This window comes from Rhodoglobus galactosidasius, assembly GCF_054957775.1.
Genome location: NZ_JBQIAV010000004.1, coordinates 133,774 through 149,695, shown reverse-complemented (window position 1 = coordinate 149,695; position 15,922 = coordinate 133,774). Strand labels below are relative to the sequence as shown.

Annotated in this window: 13 protein-coding genes, 1 tRNA gene and 1 other RNA gene; 13 read left to right on the top strand and 2 right to left on the bottom strand. The window is 60.2% G+C overall.

Annotation, left to right across the window (positions count from 1 at the left end; genetic code table 11):
• Positions 1 to 72: 72 nt before the first annotated feature.
• The gene (locus ACTJJW_RS06785) at positions 73 to 723 is read right to left on the bottom strand and encodes a hypothetical protein (RefSeq protein WP_462643378.1); all 651 of its coding nucleotides are present in this window, start codon (positions 721 to 723) and stop codon (positions 73 to 75) included.
• 46 nt (positions 724 to 769) lie between these two features.
• Positions 770 to 854: transfer RNA gene (locus ACTJJW_RS06780), tRNA-Ser, on the bottom strand.
• A gap of 144 nt (positions 855 to 998) precedes the next feature.
• Between ACTJJW_RS06780 and ffs the strand changes: the two genes are divergently transcribed.
• From ffs to ACTJJW_RS06715, 13 genes are all read left to right on the top strand, one after another.
• An RNA gene (ffs, locus tag ACTJJW_RS06775) (signal recognition particle sRNA small type) lies at positions 999 to 1,095 on the top strand.
• A gap of 60 nt (positions 1,096 to 1,155) precedes the next feature.
• The gene (gene pta, locus ACTJJW_RS06770) at positions 1,156 to 3,267 is read left to right on the top strand and encodes a phosphate acetyltransferase (RefSeq protein ID WP_462643377.1); all 2,112 of its coding nucleotides are present in this window, start codon (positions 1,156 to 1,158) and stop codon (positions 3,265 to 3,267) included.
• Positions 3,264 to 4,385, top strand: coding sequence for an acetate/propionate family kinase (locus ACTJJW_RS06765; protein ID WP_462643376.1), 1,122 nt, complete (start codon positions 3,264 to 3,266; stop codon positions 4,383 to 4,385). The genes pta and ACTJJW_RS06765 overlap by 4 nt, the downstream gene beginning before the upstream one ends.
• 98 nt (positions 4,386 to 4,483) lie before the next feature.
• Positions 4,484 to 6,700, top strand: a complete 2,217-nt coding sequence (locus tag ACTJJW_RS06760) for a DNA polymerase III subunit gamma and tau (RefSeq protein WP_462643375.1) — start codon at positions 4,484 to 4,486, stop codon at positions 6,698 to 6,700.
• A 3-nt stretch (positions 6,701 to 6,703) separates the two neighbouring features.
• The gene (recR, locus tag ACTJJW_RS06755) at positions 6,704 to 7,303 is read left to right on the top strand and encodes a recombination mediator RecR (protein ID WP_462643374.1); all 600 of its coding nucleotides are present in this window, start codon (positions 6,704 to 6,706) and stop codon (positions 7,301 to 7,303) included.
• Positions 7,304 to 7,396: 93 nt separating this feature from the next.
• Positions 7,397 to 8,662, top strand: coding sequence for an aspartate kinase (locus tag ACTJJW_RS06750; RefSeq protein WP_462643373.1), 1,266 nt, complete (start codon positions 7,397 to 7,399; stop codon positions 8,660 to 8,662).
• A gap of 65 nt (positions 8,663 to 8,727) precedes the next feature.
• The gene (locus tag ACTJJW_RS06745) at positions 8,728 to 9,792 is read left to right on the top strand and encodes an aspartate-semialdehyde dehydrogenase (protein WP_462643372.1); all 1,065 of its coding nucleotides are present in this window, start codon (positions 8,728 to 8,730) and stop codon (positions 9,790 to 9,792) included.
• Positions 9,793 to 9,832: 40 nt separating this feature from the next.
• Positions 9,833 to 10,504 carry an SGNH/GDSL hydrolase family protein gene (locus ACTJJW_RS06740; RefSeq protein ID WP_462643371.1) on the top strand — a complete coding sequence of 224 codons (672 nt, stop codon included), beginning with the start codon at positions 9,833 to 9,835 and terminating at the stop codon, positions 10,502 to 10,504.
• A gap of 20 nt (positions 10,505 to 10,524) precedes the next feature.
• A complete protein-coding gene (locus ACTJJW_RS06735; protein ID WP_462643370.1) occupies positions 10,525 to 12,000 on the top strand; it encodes a malate:quinone oxidoreductase in 1,476 nt (491 codons plus the stop codon).
• Between the two features lie 132 nt (positions 12,001 to 12,132).
• Complete coding sequence (locus ACTJJW_RS06730) at positions 12,133 to 13,353, top strand: sensor histidine kinase (RefSeq protein ID WP_462643369.1); 1,221 nt, start codon at positions 12,133 to 12,135, stop codon at positions 13,351 to 13,353.
• Positions 13,350 to 14,555 (top strand): hypothetical protein, encoded by a 1,206-nt coding sequence (locus ACTJJW_RS06725; RefSeq protein ID WP_462643368.1) that lies wholly within the window; start codon positions 13,350 to 13,352, stop codon positions 14,553 to 14,555. The genes ACTJJW_RS06730 and ACTJJW_RS06725 overlap by 4 nt, the downstream gene beginning before the upstream one ends.
• A 52-nt stretch (positions 14,556 to 14,607) precedes the next feature.
• Entirely contained in the window at positions 14,608 to 15,225 is a 618-nt protein-coding gene (locus ACTJJW_RS06720; RefSeq protein ID WP_462643367.1) for a response regulator transcription factor, read from the top strand.
• A complete protein-coding gene (locus ACTJJW_RS06715; protein ID WP_462643366.1) occupies positions 15,225 to 15,890 on the top strand; it encodes a thymidine kinase in 666 nt (221 codons plus the stop codon). Before ACTJJW_RS06720 ends, ACTJJW_RS06715 begins: the two co-directional genes overlap by 1 nt.
• Positions 15,891 to 15,922 lie beyond the last annotated feature (32 nt).

The following is a 15,922-nucleotide window of genomic DNA, read 5'->3' as shown; positions in this document are numbered from 1 at the left end:
GGCAGTTGCCGCGGAACCGTAGGTCGCTTCGGCGGCTGCGGGGCCGCGGCATTGTCGTTTAAGCGGCGACGGCTATGCGGCGAGCGTGCGGATTAGCGCGAGCGCGAGCATCAGAATTGCGGCGGTCAGCGCGGTACCGCCTACTGCGATGAGCACCACAAAAACGGGGTGACGTTCCATTATGTAGAGGGCGTGCGGATAGTCTTCGCGGAGTTCGCCGGTAGACACGGCGCCAGGAATGCTGAGCACGGGTACATCGAAGTGCGACGCAACCGCATCCATGTCACCCTGAGTCCAATATTGGCCGCGCATGCGAAGCAACCGCTTCTTGTCGGCGCCCAAAACAACCAATTGCGGTCGTGTTTCTGAGCCGTCGCTCGTATAGACCTCTGCGAGAAGAATCGACACTGCTTGTGACTTGTCAAAGTGTGTGAGTCGGCCGAAGAACCCACGCTCGGTCACGATCGGAGAGTGGGGACTAATCCAGATCGCACTGCGAAAGAAGGCGACCGATGCTGCGACCGCGAGCAGGGTCGCAAGCGCTTGAGTGAGTACTACCGCCAGCCAGGGGCCGTCTGGCAAGACGATCACATAGAGCACGCCGAATACGGGCCCGATGAAGGCGACCGCGGCAAGCAGGCCACGATGAAAGAGCGAACGCGGCTGACCGAGGCGGCGTCGCGGATCGTTCCGAGTCGGTGTGCTGAGACTGTCGTTCGGCACCAAGCAGTCCCTTCGTCGGTCCGCAAGTGAAACCAGCCTGTAGCAGCGGAGAATGGGGGATTCGAACCCCCGAGGGCTTGCACCCAACACGCTTTCCAAGCGTGCGCCATAGGCCACTAGGCGAATTCTCCTGACGAGTTGAACGCGGGCTACCGCAAACAACCTCAAGTGATCATAACGGGGTGGGCGGTTCAGCGGTAATCGAGTGCGCGTGGCGTGTAGATCTGCGCGAGCTTCGCTGGGGCGCGAGGCGCCACAGATTTGGGTAGACTGATTTCGGCTCCTCGCGTGGTGCCATCCAGGCCAATTCCCCCAGGACGGAAACGTAGCAAGGGTAACCGGGCTCTGGCGGGTGCGCGAGGGGTCTTTTCTTTTGTCGGCAGAGCCCAAGTTTCTCGGGCCGGGTTCATGCTGGCCGCGTAGGCTGAAGACGTGGCGCGAAACATCTACATCACTTCCATCGAGGGCCACGCTGGCAAGTCCACTATCGCCCTCGGTCTGCTCGATACGCTCAGTCGCGAAGCACAACGGTTGGGAGTGTTTCGGCCGGTTGCCCGCACCAGCGATGGGCGGGACTACGTACTCGAGATGCTGCTCGGCCATGATGCTGTCGATCTCAGCTATGAGGATGCTGTCGGTGTCGGTTACGACGATGTTCACGCCGATCCTGAAGCTGCGCTGAGTCGCATCATTGAGCGCTTCAAGGCCGTCGAAGCCCAGTGCGATGTCGTAGTGATTCTCGGTTCTGATTACACGGATGTCGGCAGTCCAACCGAGCTGTCATACAACGCGCGAGTCGCTGCGAACCTTGGCGCGCCGGTTCTCCTTGTTTTGGGTGGTCAGTCTGAGGATGGCGAGAGCCGAACCCCCGACGATTTGGCACAGGTGTACGCAATAGCTCATCAGGAGTTGGATGCCACATTCGCTCAGCTGGTTGGCGTGGTGGTGAACCGTTCTGACCCCGAGCAGCTGCCGCAGATCATCGCAGGAGTGAGCGCCGCAGTGGGTGGTGATACTCCGGTGTGGGCTATCCCTGAAGACCCCTTCCTTATTGCTCCGAGCCTCGCCTCGCTTTTGGCTGCGGTCGATGGCGAACTGCTCAAAGGCGACAGCGAACTTCTGTTGCGCGAGGCTCTCGGCGTTGTTGTTGCGGGCATGACGATGGAAAACGTGCTCACCCGTCTGATCGAGGGCTCGGTTGTGGTGGTTGCTGGCGACCGATCAGATGTGCTGTTGGCGACGCTGATGGCGCACGCATCGGAGACGTTCCCGTCGCTGGCTGGCATCATCCTGAACGGTGGTTTTGAGCTGTTGCCGCAGATTGAGCTGCTCATCGATGGTCTTGATTTGTCATTGCCGGTGATTCGTACCGGATTCGGCACCTACGACACCGCGCGCATTATTACGAAGACGCGGGGTCGCTTGGCGGCGGATTCACCCCGCAAGTTTGATATTGCGCTGGCCCTGTTCGAACAGCATGTGGATGCCGAGGTGCTGTTGCAGCGCCTCGAGCTGAACCCTCCCATGGTGGTTACACCACTCATGTTTGAGTACGGGCTGCTGGATCGTGCCCGGCAGCAGCCGAAACATATCGTTCTGCCGGAGGGCGGCGATGACCGCATCCTTCGTGCGTCGAGCACGCTGTTGCGCCGTGGTGTCGCGAAGCTGACGATTCTTGGGGACGAGGGGGAGGTACGCGGTCGTGCGACCGAGCTCGGTCTCGATATCTCGGGCGCGAGCATCCTGAGTCCCTTTAATGAGCAACTGCGGGAGCGCTTCGCGACCGAGTATGTGAAGCTGCGAGCCCATAAGGGGATGACCATGGAGGTCGCCCGCGAGACCGTGACCGATGTGTCGTACTTCGGCACCATGATGGTGCACTTGGGACTGGCCGATGGAATGGTGTCTGGCGCCGCACACACGACCGCGCACACGATTCGACCCAGCTTCGAGATCATCAAAACCAAGCCAGACGTGTCGATTGTGTCGAGTGTGTTCTTGATGTGCCTCGAAGATCGCGTGCTGGTTTATGGGGACTGTGCGGTGAATCCCGACCCCGATGCGGCCCAGCTTGCTGACATCGCGATCTCGTCGGCAGCAACCGCGGCACAGTTCGGAATCGAACCGCGGATTGCGATGCTGTCGTATTCCACCGGAACCTCCGGCAGCGGAGTAGATGTCGACAAGGTGCGCGCGGCAACGGCACTAGTTATTGAGCGTCGGCCCGATCTTGCGGTTGACGGCCCCATTCAATACGACGCCGCCATTGACGCCGCAGTCGGCAAATCAAAGATGCCCGACTCAGAGGTGGCTGGCCGCGCCACCGTGTTCGTGTTCCCCGACCTCAACACTGGCAACAACACCTACAAGGCTGTTCAGCGCAGCGCCGGAGCGATCGCGATTGGGCCAGTTCTGCAGGGATTGCGCAAACCCATCAACGACCTCTCGCGGGGAGCGCTCGTGCAAGACATTGTGAACACTGTCGCGATCACCGCGATTCAGGCTCAAGGCGTTGCGGCTGAAGCGGCAGGGAAGCACTCATGACCACCGTATTCGTTGTGAACTCGGGCTCGTCGTCGATCAAGTGGGAGCTGTTGGATGCCGAGTCCGGTTCCGTCTATAACGGCGGGATTGTGGAACGCATCGGGGAACCCGGCGGAGGATCCGCGGACCACGACCACGGGATGCAGCAGATCTTGGCAGAGCTCGGCGACGAGCATCCGGCAGTCGTCGGTCATCGTGTCGTGCACGGGGGAGCGGAGTTCACTGCCGCGACCGTCATCACTGACGAGGTTGAGCGTCGGCTCGACGAGATCTCGGTGCTCGCGCCGTTGCATAATCCAGAAAATCTGAAAGGCATCCGGGCTGCGCGAGCGGCCTTTGCCGATGTTCCTCACGTTGCTGTTTTCGACACCGCGTTTCACGGCACACTGCCGCCCGAGGCCTACACCTACGCAATTGACGCCGACGTTGCCCGCGAGCACGGTATCCGGCGCTACGGCTTTCACGGCACCTCATACCGCTACGTCGCGGGCAAGGCTGCCGAACTGCTGGGCCGCGAACTCTCCGAACTCAAACTCATCGTGTTTCACCTCGGCAACGGTGCGTCGGTGTGCGCCATCGACGGCGGTCGCAGCATCGACACCTCAATGGGAATGACACCTCTCGAGGGGCTCGTCATGGGCACGCGCTCTGGCGATATAGACCCTGGTGCGCTCTTTCACCTCGGCCGCGCAGGCATGTCGCTGCCCGAGCTTGATCACCTACTCAACCGTCGCAGTGGGCTTGTGGGCATGACGGGCACCGGCGATATGCGCGACGTTCACTCTGCTGCGGATGCCGGTGATGAGAACGCGAAGGCCGCGCTCGCGGTCTACTGCCACCGCCTCCGGCACTACCTCGGTGCGTACCTGGTGGTGCTCGGTGGCGCAGACGCGATCGTCTTCACGGCGGGCGTAGGCGAGAACAACGCTGCGACCCGGCGTGAAACGGTGACCGGTCTTGAAAGCTTCGGGATTGAGTTGGATGCGGTTGCGAACGAATCGTCGGACCGAAGCGCGCGTGACATCTCGACCACGACCTCGGCAACAAAAGTGCTTGTCGTCCCCACCAATGAAGAGCTCCAGATCGCTCGCGAAGCGGTGGCTGCGGCTGCTGTCTAGTTGGGGCGGATGCGCGGCAATTGGACGAAAACTTTTGACACAGTCGTATTCGCTGTACGCACGTTGGGATCGTCAGCGGGCACGACTACGCTAGGGGCGTGGTTGCTGCCCTATATCGCCGATACCGGCCCGAGACATTTGCTGAACTCATCGGCCAGTCTCAAGTGACCGATCCGCTGCGCACAGCATTGCGCACCGACCGGGTGAATCACGCCTATTTATTCAGTGGGCCTCGCGGATGTGGCAAGACGACATCCGCCCGCATTCTTGCTCGCTGTCTCAACTGCGTTGAGGGTCCAACCGACACACCCTGTGGCGTGTGCCCGTCGTGCGTGGAGCTTTCACGCGATGGTGGCGGATCGCTCGATGTTGTCGAGATTGACGCTGCGAGCCACAACGGTGTTGATGATGCGCGCGACCTGCGCGAGCGCGCCGTCTTTGCGCCGGCCCGCGACCGTTTCAAGATCTTCATTCTCGATGAAGCGCACATGGTCACCCCGCAGGGCTTCAACGCGATGCTCAAGATTGTTGAAGAGCCGCCGGAGCACGTGAAGTTCATCTTCGCGACTACCGAGCCAGACAAAGTAATTGGCACGATTCGTTCGCGCACCCACCACTACCCGTTCCGCTTGGTTCCTCCCGCCCAGATGCTCGACTACGTTCAGCAGCTTGCTGAGAGTGAAAAGGTCGAAGTCGAGCCGGGCGTGCTCCCGCTTGTCGTTCGTGCCGGTGGCGGCTCTGTGCGAGACACCCTCTCGCTTCTCGACCAGCTGATTGCGGGTTCTGACACCGCCACAGTCGGCTACGAACGTGCAGTTGCCCTGCTCGGCTACACCCATGCTGAGCTGCTTGACGAAGTTATTGACGCCCTCGGTTCTGGCGATGCGGCCGCCGCATTCTCGTCAGTTGATCGGGTCATTCAGACTGGTCAAGACCCGCGACGCTTTGTTGAAGATTTTCTCGAGCGGATGCGCGACCTCATCGTCGTTGCGGCCACCGCCGACCACGCGGCATCCGTTCTGCGCGGCATTCCTCAAGACCAACTTGAGCGCATGGCGCAGCAAGCACACACGCTCGGTGCCGCCGAACTCTCGCGCGCTGCCGACGTCATCAACGCGGCACTCTCGGAGATGACAGGAGCCACCTCACCGCGACTGCACCTCGAACTGATGGTCGCGCGCATCCTGATTCCCGCAAGCGACAACACCCAGCGTGGTGCGCTCGCTCGCGTCGAACGGCTCGAACGCCGTATCGGCATCGAAGGCGACGGGGCGCTACCAACCGCCGCGGCAGCGGCGGCGCCACCCGTGCGAACAGCAGCACCCGTGGCCGCAGCGGCGCCACCCGCAGCTGCACCGGCGGCTCCGGCCTCATCCACGCAGGCCGCCCCGGCATCCCGCGACGAGTCGACCTCAGCTGCGCCTGCCGCAGCCGCAGCTGCACCCGCCGTACCCGCCGCATCCGGCGCTGTGCTTTCCACTCCAGCCGCAGCACCGCGCACAACTCCCGTATCGATCCAGCAGATCAAAGATTCCTGGCCCGAGATTCTCGATGTCGTAGAAAAGCTCAAGCGCACTGCCTGGATGGTTGTCTTTACTGCTAAACCCCTTGAATTGCGCGATAAGACCTTGGTGCTCTCGTTTCCGAGCGAACGTGATGTGGATGCGCTCAAGCAGCGCAGCGCTCCGGGCGAAGGCGTCGGCGACTACCTCAAGAAAGCCTTCGTGCACGTGCTCGGTTTTGAGCCAGCATTGTCGGCAAAAGTAGAAGGCACTTCTGCAGCGCCGCCCTCGGCCGCACCCCAGCAGGAGAACCGTGCAGACGCGCAGCCAGCACCCGCCGTCGAAGCGACTGCTCAGCAGGTAGCGGCACCTCAAACTTCTGCATCACAGCCCCGCTCCTCGCAGCAGACACCACCCGAACCAGATGAGGGGCCGGAACCGGAGGAACCTGCTCCGGCTGAAGACCGTGAGCCTGGGGGATGGGCTGTAGCCGCCATTCCCGAATCCGAGCCAGAACCCGACGTTGATCCATCGATGTCGCGCAGCGGTGCGGCAGCAGCGTCGAGCGCAGCCAAGCAGGAACAGACGGCAGCGCAGAACAAGCAAGCGAAACAGTCGTCGGCGCCTTCCTCGACAGCCGAAGCAGCATCCGCACCACCAGCGGAGCCAGCACGGCCATCCATGTCAGCAGCGGCCGCGCAGATCGATCGCTCCCGCTATGGAGAATCGGTTGTGCGCGAACTGTTGAACGCTACCTTCATCGAAGAGCAGCAGGTTGCTCCACGAGTAACACCCCAGCCGAGAGACGAGTAACCCGTGTACGACGGAATTGTTCAAGAACTGATCGATGAACTCGGTCGGCTTCCCGGAATCGGCCCCAAGTCGGCCCAGCGCATCGCGTTCCACATTCTGCAGACCGAAAGCTTTGACGTTCGTCGACTTGCAGAATTGCTCAACGACATCCGCGACAAGGTTCACTTCTGCGCCATCTGCGGAAACGTGACCGAGCACGAAACCTGCTCAATTTGCCGCGACCCGCGCCGGTCACCCGCCTCCATTTGTGTTGTCGAAGAAGCTAAAGACGTCGTCGCTATCGAGCGCACCCGCGAATTTTCTGGGCTGTATCATGTACTCGGTGGAGCTATCAGCCCCATCGACGGAATCGGCCCAGACCAGTTGCGCATCAAGCAACTATTGGGCCGGTTGGCTGACGGTGTCGTCACAGAAGTCATCATCGCGACCGACCCCAATCTCGAAGGTGAAGCAACCGCTACCTACCTGACGCGGCTTCTAGTTCAGCCCAACCTTCGAATTTCGCGCCTCGCATCGGGTCTTCCGGTCGGCGGAGATTTGGAATATGCCGACGAGGTCACGCTTGGGCGGGCCTTTGAGGGCCGCAGGACTGTCGACCAGTAGCACTGCCCGTAACGAACTCGGCGGGGAGTGCGCGCACCGTTAGACTCGCACTTTGGGCAGCACCTGCCCGCTAAAACCCGCTTCAGGAGAACAATGAGCCTCATCGTTCAGAAGTTCGGTGGCTCATCCGTTGCCGACGCTGAGAGTATCAAGCGCGTCGCAAAGCGTATCGTCGAAACTCGCAAAGCCGGAAACGATGTCGTCGTTGTCGTGTCTGCCATGGGCGATACCACCGATGAGTTATTCGATCTCGCCGAACAGGTCGTGCCCGTTCCGACCGGCCGTGAGCTCGACATGCTGCTGACCGCAGGCGAACGAATCGCTATGGCGCTCCTCGCCATGGCGATCAAAAGTTTGGGCGTTGACGCCCGCAGCTACACCGGCAGCCAGGCCGGTATGGTCACGGATGCCCAGCACGGCGCCGCACGCATCGTTGAGGTGTCGCCCCGCCGTGTTCGAGAAGCTCTCGATGATGGCGCAGTCGCGATCGTTGCCGGCTTCCAAGGCTTCAACCGCGGAACCGGGGACATCACGACCCTCGGCCGCGGTGGTTCGGACACCACAGCGGTAGCACTCGCGGCAGCACTCGGTGCCGAGAGCTGCGAAATCTACACCGACGTCGATGGTGTGTTCACCGCCGACCCACGCATCGTGAAGTCGGCGCGCAAGGTCAACGTCGTCACGTGCGAAGAAATGCTGGAGCTTGCGGCTGCTGGCGCAAAAGTACTCGATGTGCGCGCGGTTGAATATGCGCGCAGGCACGGGGTAACGATTCACGTGCGTTCGTCGTTCAACAACAACACGGGCACGTTAGTGGTCAATCCGAAGGATGGAGAGAGCGTGGAAGAAGCAATCATCACAGGTGTTGCCTCTGATCTGAGCGAAGCAAAGATCACGGTGGTTGGGGTTCCCGACGTTCCGGGTAAGGCCGCGCAGATCTTCACGATTGTGGCCTCGGCAGACGCCAACATCGACATGATCGTTCAGAACGTTTCTCTGGCATCCACTGGTCGCACCGACATCTCCTTCACGTTGAAGAAGTCGGATGCTGAAGATGTGCTGCGGGCGCTGACTTTTCACCAAGACGAAGTTGGCTTCGAGTCGCTGCAGCACGATGACCAGATTGGAAAGCTCTCGGTCATCGGAGGCGGAATGCGCACGAATGCTGGCGTTTCCGCACGACTCTTCACTGCTCTCTTTGAGGCCGGAATCAACATGGAGATGATCTCGACTAGTGAGATTCGTATCTCTGTTGTCACTCGTGCCGATACGGTTGCAGAAGCGGTGCGGGTTGTTCACACCGCATTTGGGCTTGATGGCGACGAAGACGCAGTCGTTCACGCAGGTACTGGTCGCTAGTCGGCCACATTTGTTCACGGTTCGCGGCGTTCGTGGCGAACACAGAGTTGTAGGTAGAGGGTCTCATGGGTAACGCGGGCATCCGTATTGGTGTTGTTGGTGCAACAGGTCAGGTTGGCGCTGTTGTGCGTCGTCTTCTTGAGGAGCGCGACTTTCCGGTAGCGGAGATTCGTTTCTTCGCGTCGGCACGCAGCGCTGGCACGACTTTGCCGTTCAAGGGCGAGCAGATCACTGTTGAAGATGCATCGATCGCCGACCCCACTGGCCTCGACATTGCGATTTTCTCGGCCGGCGCGACGACCTCTAAGGCACAGGCGCCGCGCTTTGCTGCTGCCGGCGTTACCGTGATTGATAACTCTTCTGGCTGGCGCATGGACCCTGAGGTCCCGTTGGTTGTGAGTGAGGTGAACCCGCACGCAATCGATCAGGCGGTGAAGGGCATCATCGCGAACCCGAACTGCACCACGATGGCTGCAATGCCCGTGCTGAAGGTTCTGGATGCCGAAGCTGGCCTCGAGCGCCTGATCGTCAGCACCTACCAGGCTGTGTCTGGCGCAGGCCTTGCCGGTGGCGAAGAACTACTTGAGCAGGCTGCTGCTGCTGTTGCGCAGAACACGATCGGACTTGTTGAGGACGGTGCCGCTGTCACGATGCCGGCGCCCAACAAGTTCCCCAAGAACATTGCGTTCAATGTGGTGCCGCTAGCGGGCAGCATCATCGATGACGGGCTGTACGAGACTGACGAAGAGAAGAAGCTGCGCAACGAGAGCCGCAAGATTCTTGAGCTGCCCGAACTTCTTGTTAGTGGCACCTGCGTGCGCGTTCCCGTTTTCACCGGGCATTCGCTGTCGATCAACGCAGAATTCGCCAAGCCTGTGAGCCCCGAGCGCGCTATGGAACTGCTGGGGAATGCCCCAGGGGTCAGCCTTAGCGACATTCCCACGCCGCTCGATGCTGCCGGTGCCGACGCCAGCTTCGTTGGCCGCATTCGTCAGGATGAGGGTGTGCCGAACGGTCGCGGGCTCGCGCTGTTCATCAGCAATGACAACCTGCGCAAGGGCGCCGCACTCAACGCCGTGCAGATAGCCGAACTCGTTGCAGCCAAGGTCTCGGCAAAGCTGAGCGTGTAGCTTGAGCAATCCCGCTGGGCGGCCGCACCGAACTCCCTACATGTTGTTTATTTCTGTAGCTCGCACCCTTGTCTCAGTTGCTGTTGTTGCGGCGACGATTGGCCTTGCCGGGTGCAGTAGCGCTGTGCAAGCGGATGACCGTGCCCCCGGGGAGGTTCGGGTCGCCTTCTATGGCGATTCCTACACACGCGGCGCCGGGGCTTCAGCTCAGGAAAAACGCTGGTCGACCGTCCTCAGTGAACAGCGTGACTGGAGCGAGTTCAACCCGAGCGTCAGCGGTTTGGGCTTCATCAATAACCGCAGCATATTTGGTGAGGGGGACCTGCCAAGCCTCATCATCGCCGATGAACCCGACATCGTGATGGTGACCATGGGCCTCAACGACAACTTCACTTTCGGCTCGCGGGCAGACGACATCCACGCGCAAATCACTGATGACTTTGGCCGGCTGGCGATGGCGCTTCCGGATGCCCGTTTCATTGTTGTTGAGCCGTTCTGGTACACCGATGAACGCCCAGCTTCGGTCGAAACGATCATCTCGTGGGTGAAGGACGCGGCGACTGAAATTGGCGCTGACTACATCCCAGACGCCTCGTATTGGATCGAGGGTCACCCCGAGTGGATGGCCAGCGATGGTCTGCACCCCAACGATGGTGGGTACGCCGAGATAGCGACTCAAATGGATCAGGCTCTTCGCACTTTAGGTCTCTAGCGGGCAGCTAAAGTGGAGTTGTGAATAAAACCGTCGACGTCGCGCTTATCGGCGGCGGAATCATGAGTGCCACCCTAGGAACGCTGCTCAAGAAGTTGCAGCCCGATTGGGATATCCAAATCTTCGAACGTTTGGGCGACCTTGCTCAAGAGAGTTCGAACCCTTGGAACAACGCTGGCACCGGGCATTCCGCGCTGTGCGAGCTCAATTACACCCCGCAGAAGAGCGATGGCTCGATCGAAATTTCGAGCGCAGTGAAGGTCAACGAACAGTTCCAGGTGTCACGCCAGTTCTGGTCGCACCTCGTTGGCGATGGCTCGCTGCCCGAGCCCAGCTCGTTCATCAACCCCACCCCGCACATGAGTTTCGTGTGGGGCGAGACTAACGTTGAGTACCTGCGCAAGCGTTTCGAGGCGCTCAAAGACCACCCGCTCTTTGCTGGCATGCAGTACAGCGAAGACCCCGCCGTCATTCACGGTTGGGCGCCTCTCATGATGCCCGGTCGACGCAAGTCTGAGCCGGTTGCTGCTACCCACATCCCGTCAGGAACGGATGTCGACTTCGGTGCACTGTCGCACCACATGGTTGACACTCTGGTCGAGTCGGGCGCGCAACTCAACACCGGCACTCGGGTTACGAATCTCAAGAAGCAGCGCGATGGTTTGTGGAAGCTCAAGCTTCGCCACGACGTCGGGGGCACTCCAGTGGAGCCCGTCACCGCGCGCTTCGTGTTCGTTGGTGCGGGTGGTTATGCTCTCAACCTGCTGCAGAAGTCAGGCATCAAGGAGATCCGCGGCTTTGGCGGTTTTCCTGTCAGCGGCGAGTTCTTGCGTACCGACAACCCCGAGGTTGTTGCTGCACACAGCGCTAAGGTCTACGGCAAGGCTGCGGTGGGCTCGCCCCCGATGTCGGTTCCTCACCTCGATCTTCGTGTTGTTGATGGCCGGGGCAGCCTCATGTTTGGTCCGTACGCTGGATTCAGCCCCAAGTTCTTGAAGACAGGTTCAGTGCTCGATCTGTTCGCTTCGATTCGGTGGCACAATCTGCTTCCGATGATCGCGGCCGGCATTAGCAATCTTTCACTCGTGAAATACCTCATCGGGCAGCTCATGGCGAGCCCAGAGACGAAGTTCGCGGAGCTCAAGAACTTTGTTCCTAACGCGAAGCCAGAAGACTGGTACCGCATTACTGCTGGTCAGCGCGTGCAGGTCATGAAGAAAGACTCGAAGAAGATCGGTGTCTTGCAATTTGGTACGGAGGTGGTGTCGTCGGCTGATGGCAGCATCGCTGGCCTTCTTGGGGCATCGCCGGGGGCATCCACTGCTGTTCCGATCATGTTGGGTTTGGTCGAGAAGTGCTTCCCCAACCGCATGGATGAGTGGCGTCCGAAGATCGAAGAGATGATCCCGAGCTTCGGCCAACAGCTTTCAGATTCGCCGCCACTTGCTCACGAAACGCTTGAGCGCACGGCGAAGGCTCTGAACATCCACCCGTAGCAGGCTCCTCCACGCCGAGGCGTTGGCTGCTCGTCCAGAGTGTACCCCGAAAACGGGGTACGTAACGTACCCCGAATACTGACATACTGACATACTGTAGCTGTTGCAGCAGTACTGCGAAGGGGAGGGTGCATGTCTATCGGCTTGCCCGCGCACCTGCGTCAGAAGAGCGTGAGCATGGCATTCGCGCGCACCGCGAATACTGTCGCCTTCGTCTGTTTGTCGCTCGCCGTTATTGGAGTGCTCAGCATTTATGCCAGCGACAGCGCTATCTCGTTGTGGCCAGCCGCGCTCGCTCTGGTGCCGCTACTCGCAACGGTGTGGCTGGTTAACAGCTACCGCACAATGTTTTTCTCAGTCGCTCACATTCTGATCGGTGGCGCGGCCATTTATTGGTTCGCCCTGACCGTTATCTCGCAGCTCATGCCGCTGGGGGACGCAGGCCACTATCTGCTCGACTTGCCCCAGGTTGCTCTCGTGCTGATTGGAGGCTCAGGGCTGACTGTTGTATCAGCAATCGTGTGGTGCACGATTGGCCTCGTGGTCGCAGAACTAGCGGTTTCACTCGCTATGTGGCAGTTGCTCGGCACCGTGACTGTCGATCCGACCGTGCTGTGGACCTACTTCTCTGTCGTGGCGGTGCTGATCACGCTTCGGTTCAGCCAGCGTGGCGTGCGTCGCGTTCAATCCAGTCTGCATCGGGCGGCCCGAGATGACGACATGGCGTCGTTGCGCTACGGAATCGAGGCAACTTCTGCCGCGGTAATGCACGACACGGTGCTCGGGCACCTCGCCGCGATCGCTAATGCACCCTTCGGTGCGATTAACCCACAATTTCAAGTTCAGATCGCCCGCGACCTTGAAGTGCTCGTCGGCGAAGAGTGGCTTTCGGAGTCAGCCTCTGATGGTCACGAATCCGTGCGCGCTGATTGGCAGAGCAGCGAGTTGCTAGTGGCAGTCACTGAAGCGCGTGAGCTGGGTCTTGAAGTTGAAGTTACCGGCGACTTGACCGCGCTATCGCTCCTTGATGCACGTGGTTCTTCTGCCCTCGGCCCGGCAGTTAAACAGTGCCTCGTCAATGTAATCGAGCACTCCGGAACCCTGCAGGCTGAGGTGGCCATCTTCGCCTCGTCAGATGAGGTTAGTGTGCTGGTTGTGGATGCGGGCAAAGGGTTTGAGGAAGCGGAGACCGGTGAAGACCGTCTCGGGTTGCGGCATTCTGTGCGCCGCCGCATCGAACATGTCTCGGGCACCGTTCAGGTGTGGTCGACTCCTGGCCGGGGAACCTCGGTGATGATTCGAGTTCCCACAGGAGAGATCGCCCCAGTTGCCGCACCGGGCGTTACAAAGTGAGCGCGAACACTGCCCCGACGCAGAGAACACCGGCAACGTCGACACAGACGGGCTCAACTCCTGTGGCGATTCAACAGCTTGATCCGCTCGGCACTCTTGATGGGCGCCCTATCAGTGTGACCGCCGGCATCGCGGTTGTGGCGTTCAGCTCCATTATGTCGTGGGCCAATTTGGATGAGATCGCGTATCCGCTCCTCACCAGTTTGGCGCTGCTCGCCGTGGTCGTTACCTCGCTAGTGCTGGTGTTGGGTACGAGCCCGTTGCGGGCACCGTTCACTGGCGCGATGCATGTGATCGGGGTCGGGTCCTCCCTCATAGCTTTTGCCCTGAGCTCGGCGTCGCTGGGTGATTCGGCCGCGATCATGACGGCGTATTGGGGGCCCCTAGTTATCGGCACGACGTGTATGGCGCTTGCGCCGTATCGAGCCGTGCGCGAGCTTGTCACCGTGGGAATCTTGGCATCGATCTTCACCGGGTTCATTGCCCTGGTTCGATCCACAGGGTCGACCACGGATGCGAGCCCGATGATAGTGATGCTGTTTTCGATCACCCCAGTTCTCGCGATGTCACTCGGTGGCGCTGCTTTCGCTCGTTCGCTTGCGCTGAGCCACCAACGTTGGGAGTCGCGGGCAATATATGGAGCGCGTCGTCAACGTGAACGCCAGCACGTGAGTGTCGCGCGTTCAGTGCAGCAAGATCGCGTGACGATCCTCAACCGCGACGTTGTGCCGTTGTTCGCAGATCTCTCTACGCGGGGAATTGTGTCGCCAGATGACCGCGCGAAAGCAGCGGAGTATTCGGCATCTCTTCGAGAACTTATGGTCATCGAGGTAAATCGCAGCTGGCTGGAGTCGGTCGTTGCGAGTTCGTTCGGCGCTCTCGACAGCGACAGCGATCGTCGGGTTAGGGACCCTCATCGGCTAGCCGGTGCTATGACGGCACATCAGCGCACGGCGTTGCGTGCGGCAGTGCTCGCCGTCGCAACCGGAGATGAGCTCGATCGTGACGGCGTGCGGCTCGCTATCGAAAAAACGCCCTCGGGCGCGATGATCATTGTTCACGCGACTGTGACGTCGTCCGAGTCGTCGTGGCGGTCATCCCTCGCCCCCTACTTCGCCGTACTCCGCGTGGTATTTACTGGTCTTCAGGTTTCCTATCACTCACCCTCCCTCACGGTTAGGTTCACTTATGACACCCCCTGATTCCCGTCTCAGCGCGCACCTTGGGGATCGCGCGCCTATACGACTCGCGATCTTGGACGATCACGAAGTGCTGCTCGACAGCCTCAACAGCTGGATCACCAACAACGCCCCAGACTTTGATGTCGTGCTCACCGCGAGCACTTGGCTGCAGCTGGTGCACAGCGATCGTTTCCCCACCGAGCTGGTCTTCTTGGACTTCCAGCTGAAGGAGCCGGTGTCGATTGAGGCCCGAGTGCGCACGTGTCGTGCTGCCGGCGCAAAGGTGATCGTGCTCTCGAGCCTTGACAGCAGAGAAGCACGCGAGCGAGCTCTGTCTGCTGGAGCGGTAACCTTCCTCTCCAAGTCACTGCCCATGCAAGAAGTGATGGATGCCGCCCGCCAAATCATGGGCGTCGAAGCCGAAGGTGGTGAGCAGCTTGACTGGCGCCCGCTGCCCTCAGGCTCCGCTGGCCAATCGAAACCCAAACTCAGTGCCGGTGAGGCGGATGCTCTAACGCTGTACGCTTCTGGACTAAGCACACCCCAGGTCGCTGAACGTATGAATGTGCAATACGAGACTGCGAAGACGTATCTTCGTAGGGTGCGTGAAAAGTACGCAAAGGCCAACCGCCCGGCTAGTAAAAAGGCAGACCTGATTCGTCGGGCCGCTGAGGATGGATTTCTACGCTGATGAGCAAACTGTATTTCCGTTACGGAGCCATGAACAGCGGCAAAAGCACCGCACTGTTGCAAGCGGCATTCAACTATGAAGAGCGTGACCAGCAGGTGCTGTTGGCGAAGCCTCACATCGACACCAAGGGCGACAACGCCATCACTTCTCGCCTGGGGGTGACCCGCCAAGTTGATTTCACTATCTCACCGACCGATGATGTTTACGAAGTGTTTGCGCGCGAACGCGCTCGAGTCTTTGAGAAGACTGGGTTGCCCGTGAGCTGCCTGCTCGTGGATGAGGCACAGTTCTTTAGCGAAGCGCAGGTGGATGATCTACTGCGCATCGCCATTGTTGAGGGTGTTCCGGTGCTGGCGTATGGCATCCGCACCGACTTTCAGACGGTTGCCTTCCCGGGCAGCAGGCGGCTGCTTGAGATTGCTCACTCGCTCGAAGAGCTCAAGACGATTTGCCGCTGCGGACGCAAGGCAGTCTTCAATGCGCGCACTGTGGGCGACGAGTTCATTTTTGACGGGGACCAAGTTGCTATCGACGGTGTGGATGTCGGCTATCAGTCGCTCTGCGGCGAATGCTACCTGAAGGAGAGTGGCGGCGTTCTCAATAGCGGGTGGCGCCCCAAGATCGACTTCAGCTACGGAAGCGCCCCCGACTCCGACTTCGCGTAGGCCCTGCTCATGAATCCTCGAATTTCCTCACC

What these genes read in the sequence shown, in the direction of transcription:
- ACTJJW_RS06765 (WP_462643376.1), top strand. Translation starts at nt 3,264, where the DNA reads ATGACCACCGTATTCGTTGTGAACTCGGGCTCGTCGTCGATCAAGTGG.
- ACTJJW_RS06750 (WP_462643373.1), top strand. Translation starts at nt 7,397, where the DNA reads ATGAGCCTCATCGTTCAGAAGTTCGGTGGCTCATCCGTTGCCGACGCT.
- ACTJJW_RS06745 (WP_462643372.1), top strand. Translation starts at nt 8,728, where the DNA reads ATGGGTAACGCGGGCATCCGTATTGGTGTTGTTGGTGCAACAGGTCAG.
- ACTJJW_RS06740 (WP_462643371.1), top strand. Translation starts at nt 9,833, where the DNA reads ATGTTGTTTATTTCTGTAGCTCGCACCCTTGTCTCAGTTGCTGTTGTT.
- ACTJJW_RS06730 (WP_462643369.1), top strand. Translation starts at nt 12,133, where the DNA reads ATGTCTATCGGCTTGCCCGCGCACCTGCGTCAGAAGAGCGTGAGCATG.
- ACTJJW_RS06715 (WP_462643366.1), top strand. Translation starts at nt 15,225, where the DNA reads ATGAGCAAACTGTATTTCCGTTACGGAGCCATGAACAGCGGCAAAAGC.